Origin of the sequence: Pseudomonas fluorescens (genome assembly GCF_000967965.1) — a bacterium.
Classification (GTDB): Bacteria; Pseudomonadota; Gammaproteobacteria; order Pseudomonadales; family Pseudomonadaceae; genus Aquipseudomonas; species Aquipseudomonas grandcourensis.
Genome location: NZ_LACC01000030.1, coordinates 13,106 through 31,498, shown reverse-complemented (window position 1 = coordinate 31,498; position 18,393 = coordinate 13,106). Strand labels below are relative to the sequence as shown.

Below are 18,393 nucleotides of genomic sequence, written 5' to 3'. Positions count from 1 at the left end.
AGCACATCACCCGTTCGGACTAGGCAGGGCTAACGATTCTGCCGCGTCCGGCCGGCGCCAAACTTCATGCTCAAAGGGGTGTTGCGCCACGCGCGCCCCGCCAAACGAGCAGAAGGCGCCGCGATGGAGTTTGCATTCAGCGACGAACAGGAAATGATCCGCGCATCGGCCGAGGGCTTCCTCGCCGATGTCTCGGATTCTGCCGCCGTGCGCGCGGCAATGGTCAGTGAGCGGGGTTTCGACGAAGCCCTCTGGCAGCGTCTGTGCCAGGAAATGTACTGGCCAGCGATTCATATCCCCGAAACCTATGGTGGCCTGGGCCTCGGCTTTGTCGAGCTGACGATCCTGCTGGAACAGATGGGCCGGCGTTTGCTGTGCTCGCCGTTTTTCGCCACCGCCTGCATGGCCACCCCTGCGCTGTTGCTGGCGGCCAATGATGAACAGAAGCAGCGTTGGTTGCCGTCGATTGCCGACGGCAGCGTGACCGCGACCCTGGCGTTCAGCAGTGCCAACGGCTGGTCCGCCGACGATGTCCAGGCAACGGTGGTGGCTGAAGGCGACGGGTTCGTCCTCGACGGTACCCTCAAGCATGTGCTCGACGGCCATGGCGCCGACCTGTTGATCATTGCCGCACGACAACCCGGAACCACTGGCGAAACGGGCATCAGCCTGTTTGCCGTGAGCGCCGTCCGCGCAGGCATCGAACGGCAGATGTTGCCGACCATGGACCAGACCCGGCGTCAGGCGCGGATCCAGCTCAAGGGCCTGTACCTTGAAGCCGACTGCCTGCTGGGTGAGTTCGGCAACGGCTGGTCGCACCTTGAGCGAGTTCTGCAACTGGCCTGCATCGGCCTGGCTGCCGAACAGACCGGCGGCGCGCAGCAGGTGCTCGACCTCAGCGTGGCCTACATGCAGGAGCGCCAGCAGTTCGGTCGCCCGATTGCCAGTTTCCAGGCCCTCAAGCACCGCGCCGCCGACATGATGCTGCAAGTCGAATGCGCCCGTTCGGCCAGTTATTACGCCGCGTGCGTGGCCCAGGAAGTCCTCGATCCCCAGGGTGATCCCCAGGTCGCGGCCGAACTGCCGCTGGCGGCGGCGCTGGCCAAGGCGCAGTGCTCCGAGACCTACTTCCATTGCGCGTCCGAATCGATCCAGTTGCATGGTGGCGTCGGTTTCACCTGGGAATACGACCCGCACCTCTACTTCAAACGCGCCCGTGCCAGCGAGAGTTTCCTCGGGCTACCGGCCTGGCATCGCGAGCGCATTGCTTCGGTGATTCTGGGAGAGCAGCCATGAAAATCAGTTTCAGCGAGCAGGACGAACGCTTCCGTCGGGAAGTCGCCGACTGGATGAGCGCCAACCTCTGCGGCGAGTTCGAAGCCTTGCGTTTTCGCGGTGGACCGGGCGATGAGCACATGTTTCCCGAAGAGCGCAAAGCCTGGGAGCGCAAGCTCGCCGAAGGTGGCTGGACCTGCGTCGGCTGGGCGCCGGAGCATGGCGGGCGCGGCTTGTCGATCACCGAACAGGTGATCTTCAACGAGGAATACGCCCGCGCGGGCGGTCCCGGCCGCATGGGGCACATCGGCGAAGGCCTGGCCGGGCCGACCATCGCCGCGTTCGGTACGGTCGAACAGCAGCAGCGCTTTTTGCCGGGGATCGTCAGCGGTACGTCGTTCTGGTGCCAGGGCTATTCAGAGCCGGGCGCCGGTTCCGACCTGGCCAACGTCAAGACCCGCGCAACGCTGGATGAAGCCACCGGCAGTTGGATCATCAATGGCCAGAAAGTCTGGACGTCCCTGGCCCACGAATCGGATTGGTGCTTTGTCATCGCCCGCACCGAACCGGGCAGCGTCGGCCATCGCGGTCTGTCGTTCCTGCTGGTGCCGATGGCCCAGACGGAAATCACCGTACGCCCCATCGAACAACTCACCGGCACCTCGGAATTCAACGAAGTGTTCTTCGACGATGCCCGAACCGACGCCACCAACATCATCGGCGCGCCGGGCGAAGGCTGGAAGATCGCCATGGCGCTGCTGGGCTTCGAGCGGGGTGTCTCCACCCTCGGCCAGCAGATGCAGTTTCAGAACGAACTCAACGAAATCATCGCCATCGCCAAGGCCAACGGCGCCGACCGCGACCCGATCCTGCGTCAGCGCCTGGCCGAAGCCTGGAGCGGGCTGCGGATCATGCGCTACAACTCGTTGCGCATGCTCTCGGGTAGCCAGGACGGTTCGCTGCGCAAAGAGGCAACCATCTACAAGCTGTTCTGGTCGACCTGGCACGCCAGCCTCGGCAAGTTGGCGATGGACGTCCTCGGCGCCGAGGCGGAATTGCTCGAAGCCGGACCTTACCAACTGACCCGTTTGCAGTCGCTGTACCTGTTCAGCCGCGCCGACACCCTCTACGGCGGCAGCAACGAAATCCAGCGCAACATCATCGCCGAGCGTGCCTTGGGCATGCCCAAAGAGCCGCGTCCGCGCGCCTGAAAGGAGAGAGTTCATGTCTGTACCTCAATATGTTGAAGGTCGCGGTCTGCTGCGCGGCAAGTCGGTACTGATCACCGCCGCCGCCGGTGCCGGGATCGGTTTTTCCGCCGCCGTACGTGCCGCCGAAGAAGGCTGTCGTGCGCTGATGATCAGCGATATCCATGAAGGCCGGTTGGCCGAAGCGGTGCTGAAAATCCGCGAAACCACCGGGCTGCAGCAGGTCTTCGGCCAGGTCTGCAACGTTGCCGACGAAGCTCAGGTGCAGCAACTGATCGCCTGCGCCGAGCGTGACCTGCAAGGCGTCGATGTGCTGATCAACAACGCCGGCCTTGGCGGCTCGCGGTTGCTGGTGGACATGGCCGACGAAGAGTGGAATCGGGTCATCGACGTGACGCTCACCGGCACCATGCGCATGACCCGCGCCATGCTGCCGAAAATGATGGAGCGTCGTGCTGGAGTCATCGTCAACAACGCCTCGGTACTGGGCTGGCGTGCGCAGAAAGAGCAGGCGCACTACGCCGCCGCCAAGGCTGGCGTGATGGCGCTGACCCGCTGCGCAGCGGTCGAAGCCGCCGACTACGGCATTCGCATCAACGCGGTCAGCCCGAGCATTGCCCTGCACGATTTCCTGCGCAAATCCGCGCCCCAGGCGGTGCTCGATCAACTGGCCGCCAACGAAGCGTTCGGTCGTGCCGCCGAAGTCTGGGAAGTGGCCAACGTGATGATGTTCCTGGCCAGCGACTACAGCTCCTACATGACCGGCGAAGTGTTGTCGGTGTCCAGCCAGAGGGCGTGACCATGCCACGTATTTTCGACACGCCTATGGCCTTGTTCGACGCCGTGGGCGAATCGCTTGGCGCCAGTGACTGGCTGCTGCTGGAACAGGACCGAATCAATCTGTTTGCCGACGCCACCGGTGATCACCAGTGGATTCACGTCGATCCGGTCAAGGCTGCCAGCGGCCCGTTCGGCACCTGCATTGCCCATGGCTACTTGAGCCTGTCGCTGGTCAATCTGTTCTTGCCGCAGATCGTCGAAGTCCGTGGCCTGGCCATGGGCGTCAATTACGGCTGTGAGCGGGTGCGCTTCCCCTCGGTGGTGCGCGTCGGTTCGCGGGTGCGCGGCAGTGCGCAACTGATCGCGGTCGAGGAAGTGAAGGGCGGCGTACAGGCGACCATCCGCGTCAGCGTGGAAATCGACGGCGAGGAACGTCCCGGCTGTGTGGTCGACACCATCAGTCGCTATTACCCGGCCTGACCTTCAACAGCATTTTCGAGGAATCCAGCATGAAAGAAGCCGTCATCGTTTCCACCGCCCGCACTCCGATCGGCAAAGCCTTTCGCGGTGCGTTCAATGACACCGAAGCGCCGCAACTGGGCGGCCATGTGGTGCGCGAAGCCGTGCGCCGTGCCGGCATCGAGCCGGGTGAAGTGGACGACGTGATCATCGGCGCCGCGGCGCAGCAGGGCACCCAGTCCTATAACCTGGGTCGCCTGTGCGCGATTGCCGGCGGCTTGCCGGCGTCGGTTGCCGGGATGGCTGTCGAGCGCCAGTGTTCGTCGGGCCTGATGAGTATCGCCATGGCCGCCAAAGGCATCATGTGCGACGAAATCGACATCGCCGTGGCCGGTGGCCTGGAGTCGATTTCCCTGGTGCAGAACAAGCACAAGAACCTGTATCGCAACCAGTCGGGTTCGGTGATCGAGCTGGATCCGCACGCCTATATCCCGATGATCGAAACCGCCGAGATCGTTTCCGCGCGCTACGGCATCTCCCGCGACGAGCAGGACGAATACAGCTACCAGAGCCAGCTGCGCACCGCGCAGGCCCAGAGTGCCGGGCGCTTCGACCGTGAACTGGCGCCGCTGGCCAGCCGCAAGGCACTGTTCGACAAGGCCACCGGCGAAACCAGTTATGAAACCGTCACCTTGCTGCGCGACGAGTGCAACCGTATCGACACCACCCTCCAGAGCCTGAAGGCGCTGGAGCCGGTGTGGCCGGGCGGTCAGTGGAGCGACAAGGGGCGTTTCATCACCGCCGGCAATGCCTCGCAGTTGTCCGACGGTGCATCGGCCTCGGTGTTGATGAGCGCCAAAATGGCCGAGAAGCGTGGCCTGGAACCGCTGGGGATCTATCGCGGCATGGCTGTCGCCGGCTGCAATTCCGACGAGATGGGCATCGGCCCGGTGTACGCCATCCCCAAGCTGCTCAAGCGCCACGGCCTGACCATGGACCACATCGGCCTCTGGGAGTTGAACGAAGCGTTCGCCTGTCAGGTGCTGTACTGCCGCGACACCCTGGGTATTCCGGCCGAGCGCCTGAACGTCAACGGCGGGGCGATCTCCATCGGCCATCCGTTCGGCATGTCCGGTGCGCGGATGGTCGGCCACGCGTTGGTCGAAGGCCAGCGTCGCGGTTTGCGTTATGTGGTGGTGAGCATGTGCATCGGTGGCGGCATGGGCGCTGCTGCGCTGTTCGAGGTGGTCTGAATGATCAGCGCTCAACAGATTCAGGCGACCATGGCGCGTTATGTGGAGCTGGTGGATGCCAGCGACATCGAGGGCATCCTCGCGCTTTACGCCAAGGACGCCACCGTTGAAGACCCGGTCGGCCACGCGCCGTTGCAGGGCATCGACGCCATCGCGCGCTTTTACCGTGAAGGGCTGGGGGCGATGAAAGTCTCCGCAACCCAGACCGGCCCGGTGCGCGCGACACTCAACGGTTGCGGCGCGATGCCGTTCCGGGTCGACATGGAGTGGGGCGGGCAACCGTGCTCGCTGCATGTGATCGACGTGATGGAGTTCGATGCCGACGGCAAAGTCCGTTCGATGAAAGCCTTCTGGAGTGAGGTCAACGTGACAGCGCGAGGTGCAGTATGAATCTGGAGCAGCGGATCGCCCGCCTGGAAGCGCTGGAGGAGATCCGCCAGCTCAAGCATCGCTACCTCAACGCCTGCGATCTCAAGCAGGTCGAGGTGATCGCCGACTGCTTTGCCGAAGGTGAAGTGCTGATCGATTACGGACCGTTGGGGGTCTTTCGCGAGCGCGACAGTTTTGTCGCGCTGTATCGCGAACTGGCTTGCCATCAGCGGGTGATCGACCTGCATCACGGCGCCAACCCGGAAATCGAAGTGCTGAACGAGGATCAGGCCCAGGGCCGTTGGGCCCTGTGGTATTTCAACCTGGATGGCGAGAGCGGGGCGACGCGGCAGTTGGGTGGGTTCTATCAGGACCGTTACCAGCGTATCGCCGGCCAATGGAAGATCGTCGCCACCCGTTTTACCGCTCACTCGGAAGTGGCGCGCTCCTGAAGGCGGGTTTCGATCCGGTCGGGATTCTGTGTCCGGCCGGTTTCGTAGAAGGCCTTGAGGTTCTCGGCAATCTGCTGCACGACCTTGTTGAAGGCCTTGGCCAGCAACCTTTCAAACAGCCTGCCACCGCGCAGGCTGTATCTCATTTGCAGGGTGATGCGGGTCACATCCCCCTCCGGCTGCAAGGCATAACTGAAACTCGCCTCGCGAAACGGAAAGGGCGAGTCATTGCCGCCCTTGTGCAACCGCAGCACGAACCCCGTGCCTTCCCGCCACTGCACCACGCTTTCATCCAGATACTGACCGCCCTTGCGCAACACCCGGCGGCTGGCGCCCAGGCCTTCCTGCACGCCGGGATGAAACTGGCAACCGGTCAGGCCCGGCACGTAGTGCGGGGCCAGGCTCAGGTCGCGCAGTTTGGCCCAGGCGGCTTGTTGCGTGAGGTTCAGTACAACGCTGTGGCTGGCTACGGGCATGTCAAAGCTCCTCTTATGAATGGGATTGGGCCGCGTCGAGAAACGCCGGGCGTTCGCCCGCGCCATGCACCGCGATGTCCGCACCGCTGACGTAACGGGCCAGCTTCGAGGCCAGGTACAGGCAGGTGTCGCCAATATCTTCCGGGGTCGCCAGACGTTGCAATGGAATGGTCGCTGCCACCCGGGCTATGCCCGCGTCGTCACCATAATGCATGGCCGACTGCTCGGTGAGAATCAGCCCGGCGGTCACTGCGTTGACCCGCACCTTCGGCGCCCATTCCACCGCCAGCGAGGTGGTCAGGTTCAGCAGACCGGCCTTGGCCGCGCCGTAAGCGGCGGTGCCGGGGGAAGGGCGGGTGGCGCTGACGCTGCAGATGTTGATGATCGCACCGCCGTCGGCCTGGGCCTGCATCACCTGGTTGGCCTGCTGGCACAGGTTCAGTGGCGCGATCAGGTTTAATCGGATGATTGCCTCGCTGAAACGCGGTGAGGCTGTCGCGGCGTCGGCATTCGGCGAACCGCCGGCGTTGTTGATCAGCACGTCGAGACGACCGAAGCGCTCGACGATTTGTGTGATCAAGCGCCCGGATTGCTCGACATCCCGCAGGTCGCAGGGCACGAACAGCGCCTCGCGCCCGGCGCTGGCAGGCAAGGTTTGTGGGGCTTCGCGACCGCAAATCACCACCTCGGCGCCACAGTCCAGGAAGCGCTGGCTGATGCCGCGACCCACACCTTTGCCACCGCCGGTGACCAGTACCACTTTGCCGCGAAAGTCCATCGGATCAAGCATGGGAATTCTCTTTTTGTCGCTCGGGAATGCTATCGATGCTAGGTCGACCGTCTTTGTAGGCCAACGTCCGATGAGACTAGAAACTGTAGGAGCGAGCTTGCTCGCGATGGACGTCAACGATAATGCGTAAAACCTGATGCCCTGCGGTGTCCTGACGTTTTTCGCGAGCAAGCTCGCTCCTGCAGGGGCGTAGTCCTGTCGGACGATGTTGGCGACTCGGCCCCTCGGAATAATCCCGCTACAACAACAGGCCGGGAGGACACCTTATGGGCGCTTCAGCGCAAGGGCACTTCGTTACGCTGCCGGATGGTTTGCAGCTGCACTACAAAGACATCGGCGGGCAAGACACCGGCAACGGCGAGCCGGTGATTTTCATCCATGGCAGCGGGCCAGGCGCCAGCGGTCACAGCAACTTCAAGCAGAACTACCCGGTGTTCGCCGAGGCCGGTTACCGGGTGATCGTCCCGGATCTGCCGGGCTACGGCGCTTCGGACAAGCCCGACACCCTCTACACCCTGGACTTCTTTGTCGCAGCGTTGAGCGGTTTGCTCGATGCCCTCGACATCCAGCGTTGTGTGCTGGTCGGCAACTCCCTGGGCGGCGCGATCGCGATCAAACTGGCCCTCGACCAACCGCAGCGTGTCAGCCGTCTGGTGCTGATGGCGCCCGGTGGCCTGATGGAAAAGGAACAGTATTACCTACAGATGGAAGGCATCCAGAAAATGGGCGCGGCGTTCGCCAAAGGTGAACTGAACGACGCAGCGGGCATGCGTCGCCTGCTGGCCCTGCAACTGTTCGATGAAAGCCTGATCAGCGATGAAACGGTCAACGAGCGCGTGGCCGTGGTGCAACAGCAGCCGGTGTGCGTGCTGTCGACCATGCAGGTGCCGAACATGACGTCGCGCCTGGGCGAGTTGCAGTGCCCAATCCTCGGTTTCTGGGGCATGAACGACAAGTTCTGCCCGTCCTCCGGTGCCCAGACCATGCTTGAAAACTGCTCCGGCATCCGTTTCGTGATGCTCAGCGAGTGCGGGCATTGGGTCCAGGTCGAACACCGTGACTTTTTCAACCGCCAGTGCCTGGCGTTTCTTCAGGAGGCCCGCGGATGAGCGTGCAATTGCGCCGTGAGTTCGGCGAAGAGCTTTATCAGGCGCTGCTCAGCGGCTCCACCCTGGCGCCGCTGACCGAGCGTTGGCCGTCGATCAGCATCGAAGACGCCTATCACATTTCCCTGTACGCCATTGAGCGTCGGGTGGCGGCCGGTGACCAGATCGTCGGCAAGAAAATCGGCGTGACCTCGGCGGCGGTGCAGCAGATGCTCAACGTGCATCAGCCGGATTTCGGCTTCATCACGCGACAGATGTCGTTCGATGACGATGCGCAAATTTCCCTGTCCGCCAACAAACTGATCCAGCCCCGTGCCGAAGGCGAGATCGCCTTCAAGCTCAAGCATGATCTGGTCGGCCCCGGTATCACTGAAGCCGACGTGCTGGCCGCCACTGAGTACGTGATGCCGTGCTTCGAGATCGTCGACTCGCGGATTCACGACTGGCGCATTCGCATCCAGGACACCGTCGCTGACAACGCCTCCTGCGGTGTGTTCGTGCTGGGCGACAGCCAGGTCGACCCGCGCGAGCTGGACCTGCCGAACTTGCGCATGCGTGTGTTCAAGAATGGCGAGCCCTTGAGCGAAGGCCTGGGTTCGGCGGTGCAGGGCAATCCGCTGACCGCCGTGGCCTGGCTGGCCAACACCCTGGGCGCCTTCGGCATTCCGTTCAAGGCCGGGGAAATCATTCTGTCCGGCTCGCTGGTGCCGCTGGAACCGGCTCGTGCCGGCGACCGTTTTGAACTGACCATTGATGGCCTGGGCAGTGCCCGGGTGTCTTTCTGCGCCTGACTTTTGGAGTTTTAACCTAATGAGCAAAAAACTCAGAGCGGCCATTATCGGCCCGGGCAACATCGGCACCGATCTGCTGATGAAAATGTGCCGATCGGAATGGATCGAGCCGGTGTGGATGGTGGGTGTCGACCCTGAATCCGAAGGACTGAAACGTGCTCGGGAAATGGGCATCAAAACCACCGCCGGTGGTGTCGACGGCTTGCTGCCCCACGTGCTCGACGATGACATTCGCATCGCCTTCGATGCCACCTCGGCCTACGTGCATGCGGAAAACAGCCGCAAGCTCAACGAGCTGGGGGTGATCATGATCGACCTCACGCCAGCGGCCATCGGCCCGTTCTGCGTGCCGCCGGTCAACCTCAAGGAGCACGCGTCGAGCCTGGCGATGAACGTCAACATGGTCACCTGCGGTGGCCAGGCGACCATCCCGATGGTGGCGGCGGTTTCGCGGGTGCAACCGGTGAGCTACGGCGAAATCGTCGCCACGGTGTCCTCCGGTTCGGTTGGTCCGGGCACACGGCAGAACATCGACGAGTTCACCCGCACCACCGCCGGTGCGGTGGAGAAGATCGGCGGCGCCCGACGCGGCAAGGCGATCATCGTGATCAACCCGGCCGAGCCGCCGTTGATGATGCGCGACACCATCCACTGCCTGACCGATGACGAGCCGAACCAGGATGCGATCCGCACCTCGGTGCTGGAGATGGTCCGCGAAGTTCAGCGCTATGTGCCGGGCTACAAGTTGATCAACGGGCCGGTGTTCGACGGGCGCAAGGTGTCGATTTTCATTGAGGTCGAAGGCCTCGGCGATTTCCTGCCCAAGTCCGCCGGCAACCTCGACATCATGACTGCCGCCGGTTTGCGCACAGCCGAGATGTTCGCCGAAGAAGCCCACAAGGGCACCCTGCAACTGCCTGCCCGTTGAGTGGAGAATCCCGATGAATTTGCAAGGTAAGAGCATCCGTCTGCATGACATGAGCCTGCGCGACGGCATGCACGCCAAACAGCACCAGATCAGCATTGAACAAATGGTTTCGGTGGCCACCGGCCTCGATGCGGCCGGTGTGCCGCTGATCGAAATCACCCACGGCGATGGCCTGGGCGGCGCTTCCCTGAACTACGGCTTCCCGGCCCACAGTGACGAGGAGTATTTCTCCGCGGTGATCCCGCAGATGAAACAGGCCAAGGTCTCGGCCCTGTTGTTGCCGGGGATCGGTACCCTCGATCACCTGAAAATGGCCCATGAACACGGCGTGTCGACCATTCGTGTGGCGACCCACTGCACCGAAGCGGACGTGTCCGGCCAGCACATCGGCATGTCGGCGAAGATGGGCCTGGACACCGTCGGCTTCCTGATGATGGCGCACATGGTCAGCCCGGAGAAGCTGCTGGAGCAGGCGCGTCTGATGGAAAGCTACGGCGCCAATTGCATCTACTGCACCGACTCGGCCGGCTACATGCTGCCCGATGAAGTGACGCAAAAGATCGGGGCCCTGCGTGCCGGCCTGAACGCCGGGACCGAAGTCGGTTTCCACGGCCACCACAACATGGGTATGGCCATCGCCAACTCCCTGGCCGCCATCGAGGCCGGTGCTGCGCGCATCGACGGCTCGGTTGCGGGTCTTGGCGCGGGGGCGGGCAATACGCCGCTGGAAGTGTTTGTCGCGGTGCTGGAGCGCATGGGCGTCAACAGCGGTGTTGACCTGTACAAGATCATGGACGTGGCCGAAGACCTGGTGGTGCCGATGATGGACCAGCCGATCCGCCTCGACCGCGATGCACTGACCCTCGGTTACGCCGGGGTCTACAGCTCGTTCCTGCTGTTCGCCAAACGTGCCGAGCAGAAGTACGGCATCGCTGCTCGCGAGCTGCTGGTGGAGCTGGGCCGACGCGGAACCGTGGGTGGCCAGGAGGACATGATCGAAGACCTGGCGCTGACCCTGTCGCGGGCCAGGGGTGTACTGCCTACCTGATTATTGCGGCCATAAAAAAACCACCGATCCGGTGGTTTTTTTATGGCCGGTGGAAACTGTGCTCAAGGCAGCAGGTTGCGCACCACGGGCGGATAGCAATTGATCGCCGTGCTCGAACAGCTGAAGTAGGCGGTGGTCGGTCGGTAGGCTTCGTTCTTGAACAGCTGGCACAGACTGGTGGAAGCACCCGCACAGAGGATGATGAACAGAGCACAAGTAGTTTTGCGCATGATGAGTCTCGACACGGTTTTATTGTTGTAGAAACAGGTTATGGCGGCGGTTCGCGACTGACTTCGTCCGAATGGACTAGCTGATGACATTCCATTGTTCTGTGATCAATTGTGGCGAGTCATTCGAGACTGGCATCAGTCGCGGCGGGCGAGGGCGCCCATGGCCATGAACAGCGCCGCAATCGCCCGGGCTTCATGCAGTTCACCACGGGCCACCAGTTCGGGGATCTGTGCCAGAGGCACGCGCAGGCATTCCAGGGGTTCGGGTTCGTCGCCTTGCAGTTGGCAGGGGCTCAGCTCTTCGGCCAGCACCACTCGGTAGCGATGGCACAAGTGCCCGGGTGCCAGTGTCAGCTCGCCCAGCTCGGTGAGGCGTGCTGCGCGCATTCCGACTTCTTCGCTCAGTTCGCGCTGCGCCGCCTGCAAATAGTCTTCATCGGGCTCGGCGCCGCCCTTGGGCAGGCCGAGAATGGTTTTTTCCACACCGACCGCGTATTCGCGCACCAGCAGCACATGCGCAGGATCAGGCATCGCCACCAGCATCACCGAGCGATAACCGGTGCCGCGCAGGCGTTCGTAGACCCGCTGTTGGCCGTTGCTGAATTGCAGGTGCAGGGCTTCGATCTGAAAGTGGCCGCTTTGCGCCAGCAGTTCAGTCTTGAGGATGGTTGGGCAGTTGCGCATGGGGCAGTCCCCTCTTTGGGATAAAGACACTGTGCGCTGTACAACGGGAGCCGCCATCGTCCGAGCGGACGAGGGCGGCACTGAGGGTTAACCGAGGGTCGCCACGCTGCGCAGGATCAGGCGCACGAGCATGGTCTGGCGGGTCACGCCGGTCTTGGAGAAGGTCGAGCGCAGGTGTGCCCGCGAGGTGTTGCGGCTGATCCCCAGCTCTTCCGACGCTTCGTCGAGGGTCAAGCCGTTGGCCAGCAGCATCGCCAGCTGGGTTTCCGCCGGGGTGAAGTCGAACAGTGCGCGGACGATTTCCTGCGGTGCGGTGGACTGTTGCTCCGGATCGCTGATGAAAATCACCACGGTCGGGCACTGTTTGCCTTCGCTCCAGTCGGTCAATGGCACCGAGCGCACGATGATCCCCAGGTCCGCTTTGCCGGACGGCCGCTGCACGCGCAGGGCTTCGACCACCGACGGGTTGCTGCTCTTTTGCGACAGCAGCGACTGTTTGACCAGGCGTCGGAACTCTTGGGTGTCCCGGGCCGTACCGACCTGCAGGCCATCGTTGACCAGTTTGATGCCGTCCTTTTCCTGGATCAGCCGGTCGGCGACCTGGTTGGTCTGCAGGACCTTGCCGGACTCGTCGAGGATGATCGTGCCGACCGCCATCTGGTTCACCGCGCCGGCGTACAGATTGCGTTCGGCTTCGATGCGGTTGAGTTGCATGTGGATCTTGATCGAACGTTCCAGGTGCGCAATGAAATGCGTGAGCATGGCCTTTTCTTCATTGCCGAAAGGCTTGTCGTCACGTCCGCGACTGATACGAATGCGGCACTGGGCGCCGTCGACGGTGTTGATGTCGGCACCGAGGATGTGGAACACGTCCACAGGTTCAAGGAAGTTCTTGTAGAACTCGGAATTCTGCCAGTCGTCGTTGGAGACGAACTCGGCGAGGGTCACGACCTGGCGGTTGGGCAGGTCGACGAACGGGTCAAGGCTGAAAAAGTGTTTGTTGTACGACGCGGTCGCCTCGGTCGAAGTGCCGGTGGTGTTGACCATCAGACCGTCCACGTGGGCGCTGGGCGGACGCAGGATGAAGGTCACGTACTTGCTGTTCAGATGCACATTGAGCTGATTGAGAAAAGTCGCCCAGGGAATGGTTTCCAGCGGACCCTGATAGAGGTTGCCGATCAAATCACTGAACGTATCGAGGCTGAGGCTCTGCTGCATAGGGAAAACCGTTTTTATTATTAGCATTGGCGGTGGCCGAGAATAAGCGCCGGTATCGACTCCTTGCAACGCTTGGGCTCAGGGCCTGACAGGCGGCTGCCGATCAGGCCCGGGGCGGGCGAAAAGCCGCTGGCGTCAGACCCGTTCGCTGGCGCGCACGACAAACTTCTTGTGTTCGGCAACGTCGGCCGACAGCGCTTCCACATCGGTATAGAACTGCTCGTACCAACGACGCAACTGGTAGACCGGACCGTCGCCGTCACACAGCAGCGGGTTATCGACGCGGGTCTTGCTGTGCCAGATGGCCACGTCCTCGTAGAAGGCTGCCTGGGCCTGCGCGACGTAGGCCTTGGCCATCGCCTGGTTCTGCTCTTCGCTGAGCCCCGGGATCTTCTTCACCAGCACGCCGTAGCGCAGGGTGAAGCTGTCCAGATCGATCGGCACGTGGCAGTTGAGCAGGATCGAGTGAATCGGCTGGCCGTTCATGGCGCCGTTCATTTCGGTGATCTGATAGGCCGGGCCGAAGTAGGTGGCTTCGGTGGTCAACACGCTGTCGCCGGACAGGCGCTCACTGCGGGCGCGCATGATCTGGGTGGCCAGGTGGCCCTGGAAAATGTTGATGAACTCTTCGACCGGCGCACCGTGCACAGTGCCGAAGTGCGCCATGTCGGCGATGTTGTCGATCAGTTCGCGGCAGTTGGTGCCAATCTGCAGCTCGGCGACTTCCCACGCCGCCCATTTGTCGTTGTAGCAGGCGTCGATGCGCGGAATGCGTTGTTCCGGCAGTGGCGGGTTGCCTTCGGGATCATTCCAGACGAACAGCAGCTGGTTTTCTTCCATGATCGGCCAGCTTTTGATCTTGGCCCGTGGCGGGATGCGCTTGGCATAAGGGATGTCATCGCATACGCCATCGGCGCCCCAGCGCCAGGCGTGGAACGGGCAGCGGATCGAGTTGCCTTCAACGCAACCGGTGCTCAGGTCGGCGCCCATGTGCGGGCAGTAGCCATCAAGAATATGCAGATCGCCGTCTTCACCCTGGAACGCCACCAGACGGGTGCCGAACACCTCCAGGCGATGGGCCTTGCCGTCGCGGTATTGCGCGGCCAGGCCCAGGCAATGCCAGCCGCGGGCGTAGCGGTCTTCCAGCAGTTTGGCTTCGATGCGGTGCAGGGTACTCATCTTATTATTCTCCCAAGGGATCACGGGTTTGGCGCATGTAAGGGATTCTGCCGCCCCTGTAAAAGCGGGCATCGTCTGAATGGACGATGGCCGCTTCAAGTAGGCCCGCTCTACTGGCGCCATTGGACCCATGGCAGGAGTTGGCGATGAGTAATGAACAAGGGCCGGTAGCGGTGATTACCGGGGCCGCCAGTGGTATTGGCCGCGGCCTGGCCGAACACGCGGCGACGCTGGGCATTCGCCTGGTGCTGGCGGATCGGGATGCAGCGGGCCTGCAAGCCCTGTGCGACGAATTGCAGGCCAGCGGTGTGCAAGCGATTGCCTGCGTTACCGATGTCGGTGATGTAACGCAGGTCGAGCGCTTGCGTGACCGGGCTGTGGAGCACTTTGGCGGGGTCGACCTGCTGTTCAACAACGCCGGGGTGATGCAAACCGGCTTCAGCTGGGAAATCACCGAGGCGCAATGGCAGCGCATGCTGGACGTCAACCTCAATGGCGTGATCAACGGCATTCGCACCTTTGTGCCGCTGTTGCTCAGCCAGGGCCGGGCCGCCCATGTGATCAACACGGCGTCCCTTGCCGGGCTGGTCAGCAGCCCGCTGATGGCGCCGTACAACGTGACCAAGCAGGCCGTGGTTGCGCTCTCGGAAACCCTGCATTACGAACTCGCCATGATCGGTGCGCCGGTATCGGTTTCGGTGCTGTGCCCGGGGCCGGTGGCCAGTGAAATCATGGCGTCGAACCAGGTGGTGGACACCGCCGGATCCGACTTCAGCCAACTGCTCGACAGCACCATTCGCCAGGGCATGACCCCGGCGGAACTGGCCGCGCAAGTGTTCGCCGCCGTCGCGCAAAAACGCTTCTGGATCCTGCCCCACAAGGGTTTCAAGCCGGCCCTTGAGCGCCGGGTACAAAGCATCCTGGGCGAGACCAATCCGCAGTTTCAAATGGCCGACGTAGAGGACGATGCCCATGCCGCTCGATAAGCAGATCGCTGGGGTTCTCCAGCAGTTTCGCGACATCCCGGAGCCCGATTTCAGTCAGGTCGATGCCGCTCAGTACCGGCAGTTCTCCGACAATATGCTGCCGGCCATCCCCGGCGAACCGATGAGCGAGGTGCGCGACCTACGGGTGGCCGGCGCGGACGGTGAACTGGACGCACGGCTGTACCGGCCATCGGAAGAACCCAACCTGCCGTTGCTGGTGTTTTTCCATGGCGGCGGCTTTGTCATGGGCAATCTCGATACCCACGACAATCTCTGCCGCTCATTGGCTCGCCAGACCGAAGCGGCGGTGGTGTCGGTCGCGTACCGACTGGCCCCGGAAAACCCGTTCCCGGCGGCACCCCTCGATTGTTATGCGGCGACCTGCTGGCTGGTCGAGCACGCGGCTGAACTGCGCGTCGATGGCAGTCGACTGGCTGTGGCCGGGGACAGCGCCGGAGGCAATCTGGCGCTGGCGGTCAGTCAGTTGGCGGTACAGCGCGGGGGGCCGAAGATCAGTTATCAGTGCCTGTTTTACCCGGTCACCGATGCGGGTTGCGACAGTCAGTCCTTCGAAGACTTCGCCGAGAGCTATCTGCTTTCCGCCGGGATGATGCGCTGGTTCTGGCAGCAGTACCTGCAAGATGTCGGGCAGGCGGATGATCCTTTGGCCTCGCCATTGCGCGCCGAGAGCCTGGCAGGCTTGCCGCCGACCACATTGTTCACCGCCGGGTTCGATCCGCTGCGGGACGAGGGCGAGGCATTGGCCGAGTACCTGCGCGAAGCCGGTGTGGCGGTGCGCGTGCAGCGTTACGAAGGCATGATTCACGGCTTTATCAGCATGGCGCCGTTTGTTGAAGCAGCAGCACAAGCGTTGACAGAAGCTTGCGCCGATTTGCGCGGGGCACTCAAATGAGCGGCCTGGTTTTCAACACGGTGCCGCAACTGATCGAGGCCATCGGCGCCGGTCGGATGGTGGTGATCACCGACGACGAGCACAACGGCGAAGGCTCGCTACTGATGGCCGCCGAACAGGCCGGGGCCGAGGCTGTCACCTTCATGGCAGTGCAGGCACGCGGGCTGATTTGCCTGGCCCTGACCGAGCAGCGCTGCCGCGCGCTGGGCCTGGACCTGATGGTGCCCAACTCCCGGGCGCAACATGGCGTGGGTTTTACCCGCTCGATCGAAGCCGCCACCGGGGTGTCCACCGGCATCTCGGCGGCGGACCGGGCGCGGTCGATCCAGGTGGCGGTCGACCCGGCCAGCGTTCCGACGGACCTGGTGCAACCGGGGCATATCTTCCCGGTGCAGGCCTTGCCCGGTGGCGTGATGCAGCGGGCCGGCCATGTCGAGGCCGCTTGCGACCTGACACGACTGGCGGGGCTGCAACCGGCGGCAACCCTGGTGGGCATTCTCAACGAGGACGGTGAACTGGCCCGTGGTGCCGAGCTGCATGAATTCGCCCAGCGCCATGGCTTGCGGATCGGCACCATTGCCGACCTGATTCACTACCGCATCCTGCATGAAGGCACGATCGAGCGCGGCGGCGAATATCCGTTGCAAACCCGTCACGGCGAGTTCCAGGTGACCACCTATCAGGACACCTACCAGGGCTCGTTGCACCTGGCGCTGGTCAAGGGCCGGATCGACTGCACGCAACCGGCGCTGGTGCGGGTGCAAAGCATCGAGACGTTGCGTGACGTACTGGGCTGTGAAAGCGAAGGCGGGCCGCAACAGTGGACCCTGGAACGTTCGCTGGCCAGTATCGCGGCGGCCGGTAGCGGTGTGCTGGTGCTGCTGGCGCAAAAGGAATCGGCCGAGGGCGTGCTCGAACAACTGCGTCAGCGCAGTGGAGGCAAACACCGGGCGCCACAGTTTCCGCAACGGACTTTGGGCATCGGCGCGCAGATCCTGCGGGACCAGAACGTGCGCAAAATGCGCCTGATGAGTTCGCCGGTGCCGTACACCGCCGTTTCCGGGTTTGACCTGGAAGTGACGGAATTCGTGCCGTTTCAACCGTGACTTGAATTGACATACACCTGTGGCGAGGGAGCTTGCTCCCGTTCGGCTGCGCAGCAGTCGTAAAAATCTTACGGCCGCTTCGCGCCCGAGCGGGAGCAAGCTCCCTCGCCACATGTTTGTATTTTCCACAGGTTCCGTGTTGGCTTAAGGCTTGATCCCGCGCAACATCTTCTTCGCCTGATCCTGCACCGCCTGCGGCGCGGTCATGTTGCCGTCGATCACGGTGATCACCGCGTGGCCTTGCCACAGTTGATAGGCATCGGCCTTTTGCTGGGCTTCGGTCGGTGTCGACGGCGGGGCCAGGTTGACGTGGACCACGCCATCGGCGCCGCGCTGTGAGGTGAAGTTCACGCGGTCCCAGTTGCCGATAGGCGCAAAGCTCACGCCTTTGACTTCATCGGGTTTCAGGGGCGGGTAGTTGAGGTTCAGGCCGCTGGCACCCGGCAGGCCGAGCACGTTCAAATCACACTGATGTTTGTTCCTGGCGCAGGCCTGTCTGGCTTCTGTACCGGCCAGGCTCGCCTGTTCGATGACCTTCACGGCAAAGCGCGCCGTGTCGTCCATGGCGCCGAGGGTCTTGCGGTAGCCGGCCTGCTGGTCGCGGATGATCAGGTCCATGTCGATGGCCGTGGACACCGCCACCGCCGGAATCCCCTTGAACATGGCGCGCACGGCGGCGTTGAGGGTGCCGGACATCTGCGTCAGCGGGCCGACGTTTTCACCGAAGTTGCTGCCGGACACCACCAGGTCTGGCGGCGAATCCTTGAGGATCACATCGAGGCCGACATTGACCGCATCCACAGGCGTGCCAATGGCGGAGGTCTTGCCGGCAGGTGGGCTGTAGCCCTCTGGCGGCCCGACGCAAAACCGGCCCGGCGCCAGTTCGGTCACCGCCAGGGCCTGGCCGGGTACGACCACGCTGGCGGCGCTGATGCCGCTGCTGTCGTTCAACGGGCCGACCAGGGTGACCTTGTGCCCGGCAGTGGTCAGGGCGCGGTACATCGCATCGATGCCGGGTGCGCGGCAGCCATCGTCGTTGGTCAGCAGGATGTTCAGGGCGTTGGCTTGCATCGACAGGCCAACGCTGGCCATGGCGATGATGCCGGTGAGGAGTTTGTTCATGGGGAGTCTTCCGTGGGAGG

General features: G+C 63.0%; 21 protein-coding genes. 14 read left to right on the top strand and 7 right to left on the bottom strand.

Annotated elements, in window-relative coordinates:
- Positions 1 to 123: 123 nt before the first annotated feature.
- From VC35_RS23010 to VC35_RS22980, 7 genes are read left to right on the top strand one after another with little or no spacing between them, the layout of a single operon-like run.
- Positions 124 to 1,296: an acyl-CoA dehydrogenase family protein gene (locus VC35_RS23010; RefSeq protein WP_046042861.1), complete on the top strand. Its 1,173-nt coding sequence runs from the start codon at positions 124 to 126 to the stop codon at positions 1,294 to 1,296.
- Positions 1,293 to 2,486 carry an acyl-CoA dehydrogenase family protein gene (locus tag VC35_RS23005; RefSeq protein ID WP_046042770.1) on the top strand — a complete coding sequence of 398 codons (1,194 nt, stop codon included), beginning with the start codon at positions 1,293 to 1,295 and terminating at the stop codon, positions 2,484 to 2,486. Before VC35_RS23010 ends, VC35_RS23005 begins: the two co-directional genes overlap by 4 nt.
- A 13-nt stretch (positions 2,487 to 2,499) precedes the next feature.
- Positions 2,500 to 3,282 carry an SDR family oxidoreductase gene (locus VC35_RS23000; RefSeq protein WP_046042769.1) on the top strand — a complete coding sequence of 261 codons (783 nt, stop codon included), beginning with the start codon at positions 2,500 to 2,502 and terminating at the stop codon, positions 3,280 to 3,282.
- 2 nt (positions 3,283 to 3,284) lie between these two features.
- Positions 3,285 to 3,743, top strand: coding sequence for a MaoC family dehydratase (locus VC35_RS22995; RefSeq protein WP_046042768.1), 459 nt, complete (start codon positions 3,285 to 3,287; stop codon positions 3,741 to 3,743).
- A gap of 29 nt (positions 3,744 to 3,772) precedes the next feature.
- Complete coding sequence (locus tag VC35_RS22990; RefSeq protein WP_046042767.1) at positions 3,773 to 4,975, top strand: acetyl-CoA C-acyltransferase; 1,203 nt, start codon at positions 3,773 to 3,775, stop codon at positions 4,973 to 4,975.
- Positions 4,976 to 5,365, top strand: a complete 390-nt coding sequence (locus VC35_RS22985) for a nuclear transport factor 2 family protein (RefSeq protein WP_046042766.1) — start codon at positions 4,976 to 4,978, stop codon at positions 5,363 to 5,365.
- Positions 5,362 to 5,796 carry a nuclear transport factor 2 family protein gene (locus VC35_RS22980; protein WP_046042765.1) on the top strand — a complete coding sequence of 145 codons (435 nt, stop codon included), beginning with the start codon at positions 5,362 to 5,364 and terminating at the stop codon, positions 5,794 to 5,796. Before VC35_RS22985 ends, VC35_RS22980 begins: the two co-directional genes overlap by 4 nt.
- On the opposite strand, the gene VC35_RS22975 is transcribed toward VC35_RS22980, so the two are convergent.
- Both VC35_RS22975 and VC35_RS22970 read right to left on the bottom strand, forming a co-directional pair.
- Positions 5,772 to 6,272 (bottom strand): SRPBCC family protein, encoded by a 501-nt coding sequence (locus VC35_RS22975; protein ID WP_046042764.1) that lies wholly within the window; start codon positions 6,270 to 6,272, stop codon positions 5,772 to 5,774. The two genes, VC35_RS22980 and VC35_RS22975, sit on opposite strands and share 25 nt — an antisense overlap.
- A gap of 13 nt (positions 6,273 to 6,285) precedes the next feature.
- Entirely contained in the window at positions 6,286 to 7,062 is a 777-nt protein-coding gene (locus tag VC35_RS22970) for an SDR family oxidoreductase (RefSeq protein WP_046042763.1), read from the bottom strand.
- 266 nt (positions 7,063 to 7,328) lie between these two features.
- On the opposite strand from VC35_RS22970, the gene VC35_RS22965 reads away from it, so the two are divergent.
- The 4 genes from VC35_RS22965 to dmpG are packed head-to-tail and all read left to right on the top strand — an operon-like array spanning position 7,329 to position 10,935.
- On the top strand, positions 7,329 to 8,171 hold the full coding sequence (locus tag VC35_RS22965) for an alpha/beta fold hydrolase (RefSeq protein WP_046042762.1): 843 nt from the start codon (positions 7,329 to 7,331) through the stop codon (positions 8,169 to 8,171).
- Positions 8,168 to 8,959 carry a fumarylacetoacetate hydrolase family protein gene (locus VC35_RS22960; protein WP_046042761.1) on the top strand — a complete coding sequence of 264 codons (792 nt, stop codon included), beginning with the start codon at positions 8,168 to 8,170 and terminating at the stop codon, positions 8,957 to 8,959. Before VC35_RS22965 ends, VC35_RS22960 begins: the two co-directional genes overlap by 4 nt.
- 19 nt (positions 8,960 to 8,978) lie before the next feature.
- The gene (locus tag VC35_RS22955) at positions 8,979 to 9,887 is read left to right on the top strand and encodes an acetaldehyde dehydrogenase (acetylating) (protein WP_046042760.1); all 909 of its coding nucleotides are present in this window, start codon (positions 8,979 to 8,981) and stop codon (positions 9,885 to 9,887) included.
- 13 nt (positions 9,888 to 9,900) lie between these two features.
- Entirely contained in the window at positions 9,901 to 10,935 is a 1,035-nt protein-coding gene (dmpG, locus tag VC35_RS22950; protein WP_046042759.1) for a 4-hydroxy-2-oxovalerate aldolase, read from the top strand.
- A gap of 62 nt (positions 10,936 to 10,997) precedes the next feature.
- Here dmpG and VC35_RS29635 read toward each other — a convergent pair whose 3' ends face one another.
- The 4 genes from VC35_RS29635 to VC35_RS22935 form a co-directional block, all read right to left on the bottom strand.
- The gene (locus VC35_RS29635; RefSeq protein ID WP_185754840.1) at positions 10,998 to 11,165 is read right to left on the bottom strand and encodes a hypothetical protein; all 168 of its coding nucleotides are present in this window, start codon (positions 11,163 to 11,165) and stop codon (positions 10,998 to 11,000) included.
- A 135-nt stretch (positions 11,166 to 11,300) separates the two neighbouring features.
- Complete coding sequence (gene nudE / locus VC35_RS22945; protein WP_046042758.1) at positions 11,301 to 11,849, bottom strand: ADP compounds hydrolase NudE; 549 nt, start codon at positions 11,847 to 11,849, stop codon at positions 11,301 to 11,303.
- Between the two features lie 87 nt (positions 11,850 to 11,936).
- Positions 11,937 to 13,067, bottom strand: coding sequence for a helix-turn-helix transcriptional regulator (locus tag VC35_RS22940; protein WP_008048786.1), 1,131 nt, complete (start codon positions 13,065 to 13,067; stop codon positions 11,937 to 11,939).
- A 135-nt stretch (positions 13,068 to 13,202) separates the two neighbouring features.
- Positions 13,203 to 14,246 carry a 3-ketosteroid-9-alpha-monooxygenase, oxygenase component gene (locus VC35_RS22935; RefSeq protein WP_046042756.1) on the bottom strand — a complete coding sequence of 348 codons (1,044 nt, stop codon included), beginning with the start codon at positions 14,244 to 14,246 and terminating at the stop codon, positions 13,203 to 13,205.
- Between the two features lie 146 nt (positions 14,247 to 14,392).
- Between VC35_RS22935 and VC35_RS22930 the strand changes: the two genes are divergently transcribed.
- The 3 genes from VC35_RS22930 to VC35_RS22920 are packed head-to-tail and all read left to right on the top strand — an operon-like array spanning position 14,393 to position 17,251.
- Positions 14,393 to 15,232, top strand: coding sequence for an SDR family NAD(P)-dependent oxidoreductase (locus tag VC35_RS22930; RefSeq protein WP_046042755.1), 840 nt, complete (start codon positions 14,393 to 14,395; stop codon positions 15,230 to 15,232).
- Positions 15,219 to 16,145, top strand: a complete 927-nt coding sequence (locus VC35_RS22925; RefSeq protein ID WP_046042754.1) for an alpha/beta hydrolase — start codon at positions 15,219 to 15,221, stop codon at positions 16,143 to 16,145. The genes VC35_RS22930 and VC35_RS22925 overlap by 14 nt, the downstream gene beginning before the upstream one ends.
- Positions 16,142 to 17,251, top strand: a complete 1,110-nt coding sequence (locus VC35_RS22920) for a 3,4-dihydroxy-2-butanone-4-phosphate synthase (RefSeq protein ID WP_046042753.1) — start codon at positions 16,142 to 16,144, stop codon at positions 17,249 to 17,251. The genes VC35_RS22925 and VC35_RS22920 overlap by 4 nt, the downstream gene beginning before the upstream one ends.
- Positions 17,252 to 17,395: 144 nt before the next feature.
- Here the strand turns inward: VC35_RS22920 and surE are convergent, their stop codons facing one another.
- The gene (gene surE / locus VC35_RS22915; RefSeq protein WP_046042751.1) at positions 17,396 to 18,373 is read right to left on the bottom strand and encodes a 5'/3'-nucleotidase SurE; all 978 of its coding nucleotides are present in this window, start codon (positions 18,371 to 18,373) and stop codon (positions 17,396 to 17,398) included.
- Positions 18,374 to 18,393: the final 20 nt, after the last annotated feature.

Excerpts from the sequence above, each read along its gene's own strand:
- VC35_RS23010 (WP_046042861.1), top strand. The coding sequence starts at position 124 with ATGGAGTTTGCATTCAGCGACGAACAGGAAATGATCCGCGCATCGGCC.
- VC35_RS23005 (WP_046042770.1), top strand. The coding sequence starts at position 1,293 with ATGAAAATCAGTTTCAGCGAGCAGGACGAACGCTTCCGTCGGGAAGTC.
- VC35_RS23000 (WP_046042769.1), top strand. The coding sequence starts at position 2,500 with ATGTCTGTACCTCAATATGTTGAAGGTCGCGGTCTGCTGCGCGGCAAG.
- VC35_RS22995 (WP_046042768.1), top strand. The coding sequence starts at position 3,285 with ATGCCACGTATTTTCGACACGCCTATGGCCTTGTTCGACGCCGTGGGC.
- VC35_RS22990 (WP_046042767.1), top strand. The coding sequence starts at position 3,773 with ATGAAAGAAGCCGTCATCGTTTCCACCGCCCGCACTCCGATCGGCAAA.
- VC35_RS22985 (WP_046042766.1), top strand. The coding sequence starts at position 4,976 with ATGATCAGCGCTCAACAGATTCAGGCGACCATGGCGCGTTATGTGGAG.
- VC35_RS22980 (WP_046042765.1), top strand. The coding sequence starts at position 5,362 with ATGAATCTGGAGCAGCGGATCGCCCGCCTGGAAGCGCTGGAGGAGATC.
- VC35_RS22975 (WP_046042764.1), bottom strand. The coding sequence starts at position 6,272 with ATGCCCGTAGCCAGCCACAGCGTTGTACTGAACCTCACGCAACAAGCC.
- VC35_RS22970 (WP_046042763.1), bottom strand. The coding sequence starts at position 7,062 with ATGCTTGATCCGATGGACTTTCGCGGCAAAGTGGTACTGGTCACCGGC.
- VC35_RS22965 (WP_046042762.1), top strand. The coding sequence starts at position 7,329 with ATGGGCGCTTCAGCGCAAGGGCACTTCGTTACGCTGCCGGATGGTTTG.
- VC35_RS22960 (WP_046042761.1), top strand. The coding sequence starts at position 8,168 with ATGAGCGTGCAATTGCGCCGTGAGTTCGGCGAAGAGCTTTATCAGGCG.
- VC35_RS22955 (WP_046042760.1), top strand. The coding sequence starts at position 8,979 with ATGAGCAAAAAACTCAGAGCGGCCATTATCGGCCCGGGCAACATCGGC.
- dmpG (WP_046042759.1), top strand. The coding sequence starts at position 9,901 with ATGAATTTGCAAGGTAAGAGCATCCGTCTGCATGACATGAGCCTGCGC.
- VC35_RS29635 (WP_185754840.1), bottom strand. The coding sequence starts at position 11,165 with ATGCGCAAAACTACTTGTGCTCTGTTCATCATCCTCTGTGCGGGTGCT.
- nudE (WP_046042758.1), bottom strand. The coding sequence starts at position 11,849 with ATGCGCAACTGCCCAACCATCCTCAAGACTGAACTGCTGGCGCAAAGC.
- VC35_RS22940 (WP_008048786.1), bottom strand. The coding sequence starts at position 13,067 with ATGCAGCAGAGCCTCAGCCTCGATACGTTCAGTGATTTGATCGGCAAC.
- VC35_RS22935 (WP_046042756.1), bottom strand. The coding sequence starts at position 14,246 with ATGAGTACCCTGCACCGCATCGAAGCCAAACTGCTGGAAGACCGCTAC.
- VC35_RS22930 (WP_046042755.1), top strand. The coding sequence starts at position 14,393 with ATGAGTAATGAACAAGGGCCGGTAGCGGTGATTACCGGGGCCGCCAGT.
- VC35_RS22925 (WP_046042754.1), top strand. The coding sequence starts at position 15,219 with ATGCCGCTCGATAAGCAGATCGCTGGGGTTCTCCAGCAGTTTCGCGAC.
- VC35_RS22920 (WP_046042753.1), top strand. The coding sequence starts at position 16,142 with ATGAGCGGCCTGGTTTTCAACACGGTGCCGCAACTGATCGAGGCCATC.
- surE (WP_046042751.1), bottom strand. The coding sequence starts at position 18,373 with ATGAACAAACTCCTCACCGGCATCATCGCCATGGCCAGCGTTGGCCTG.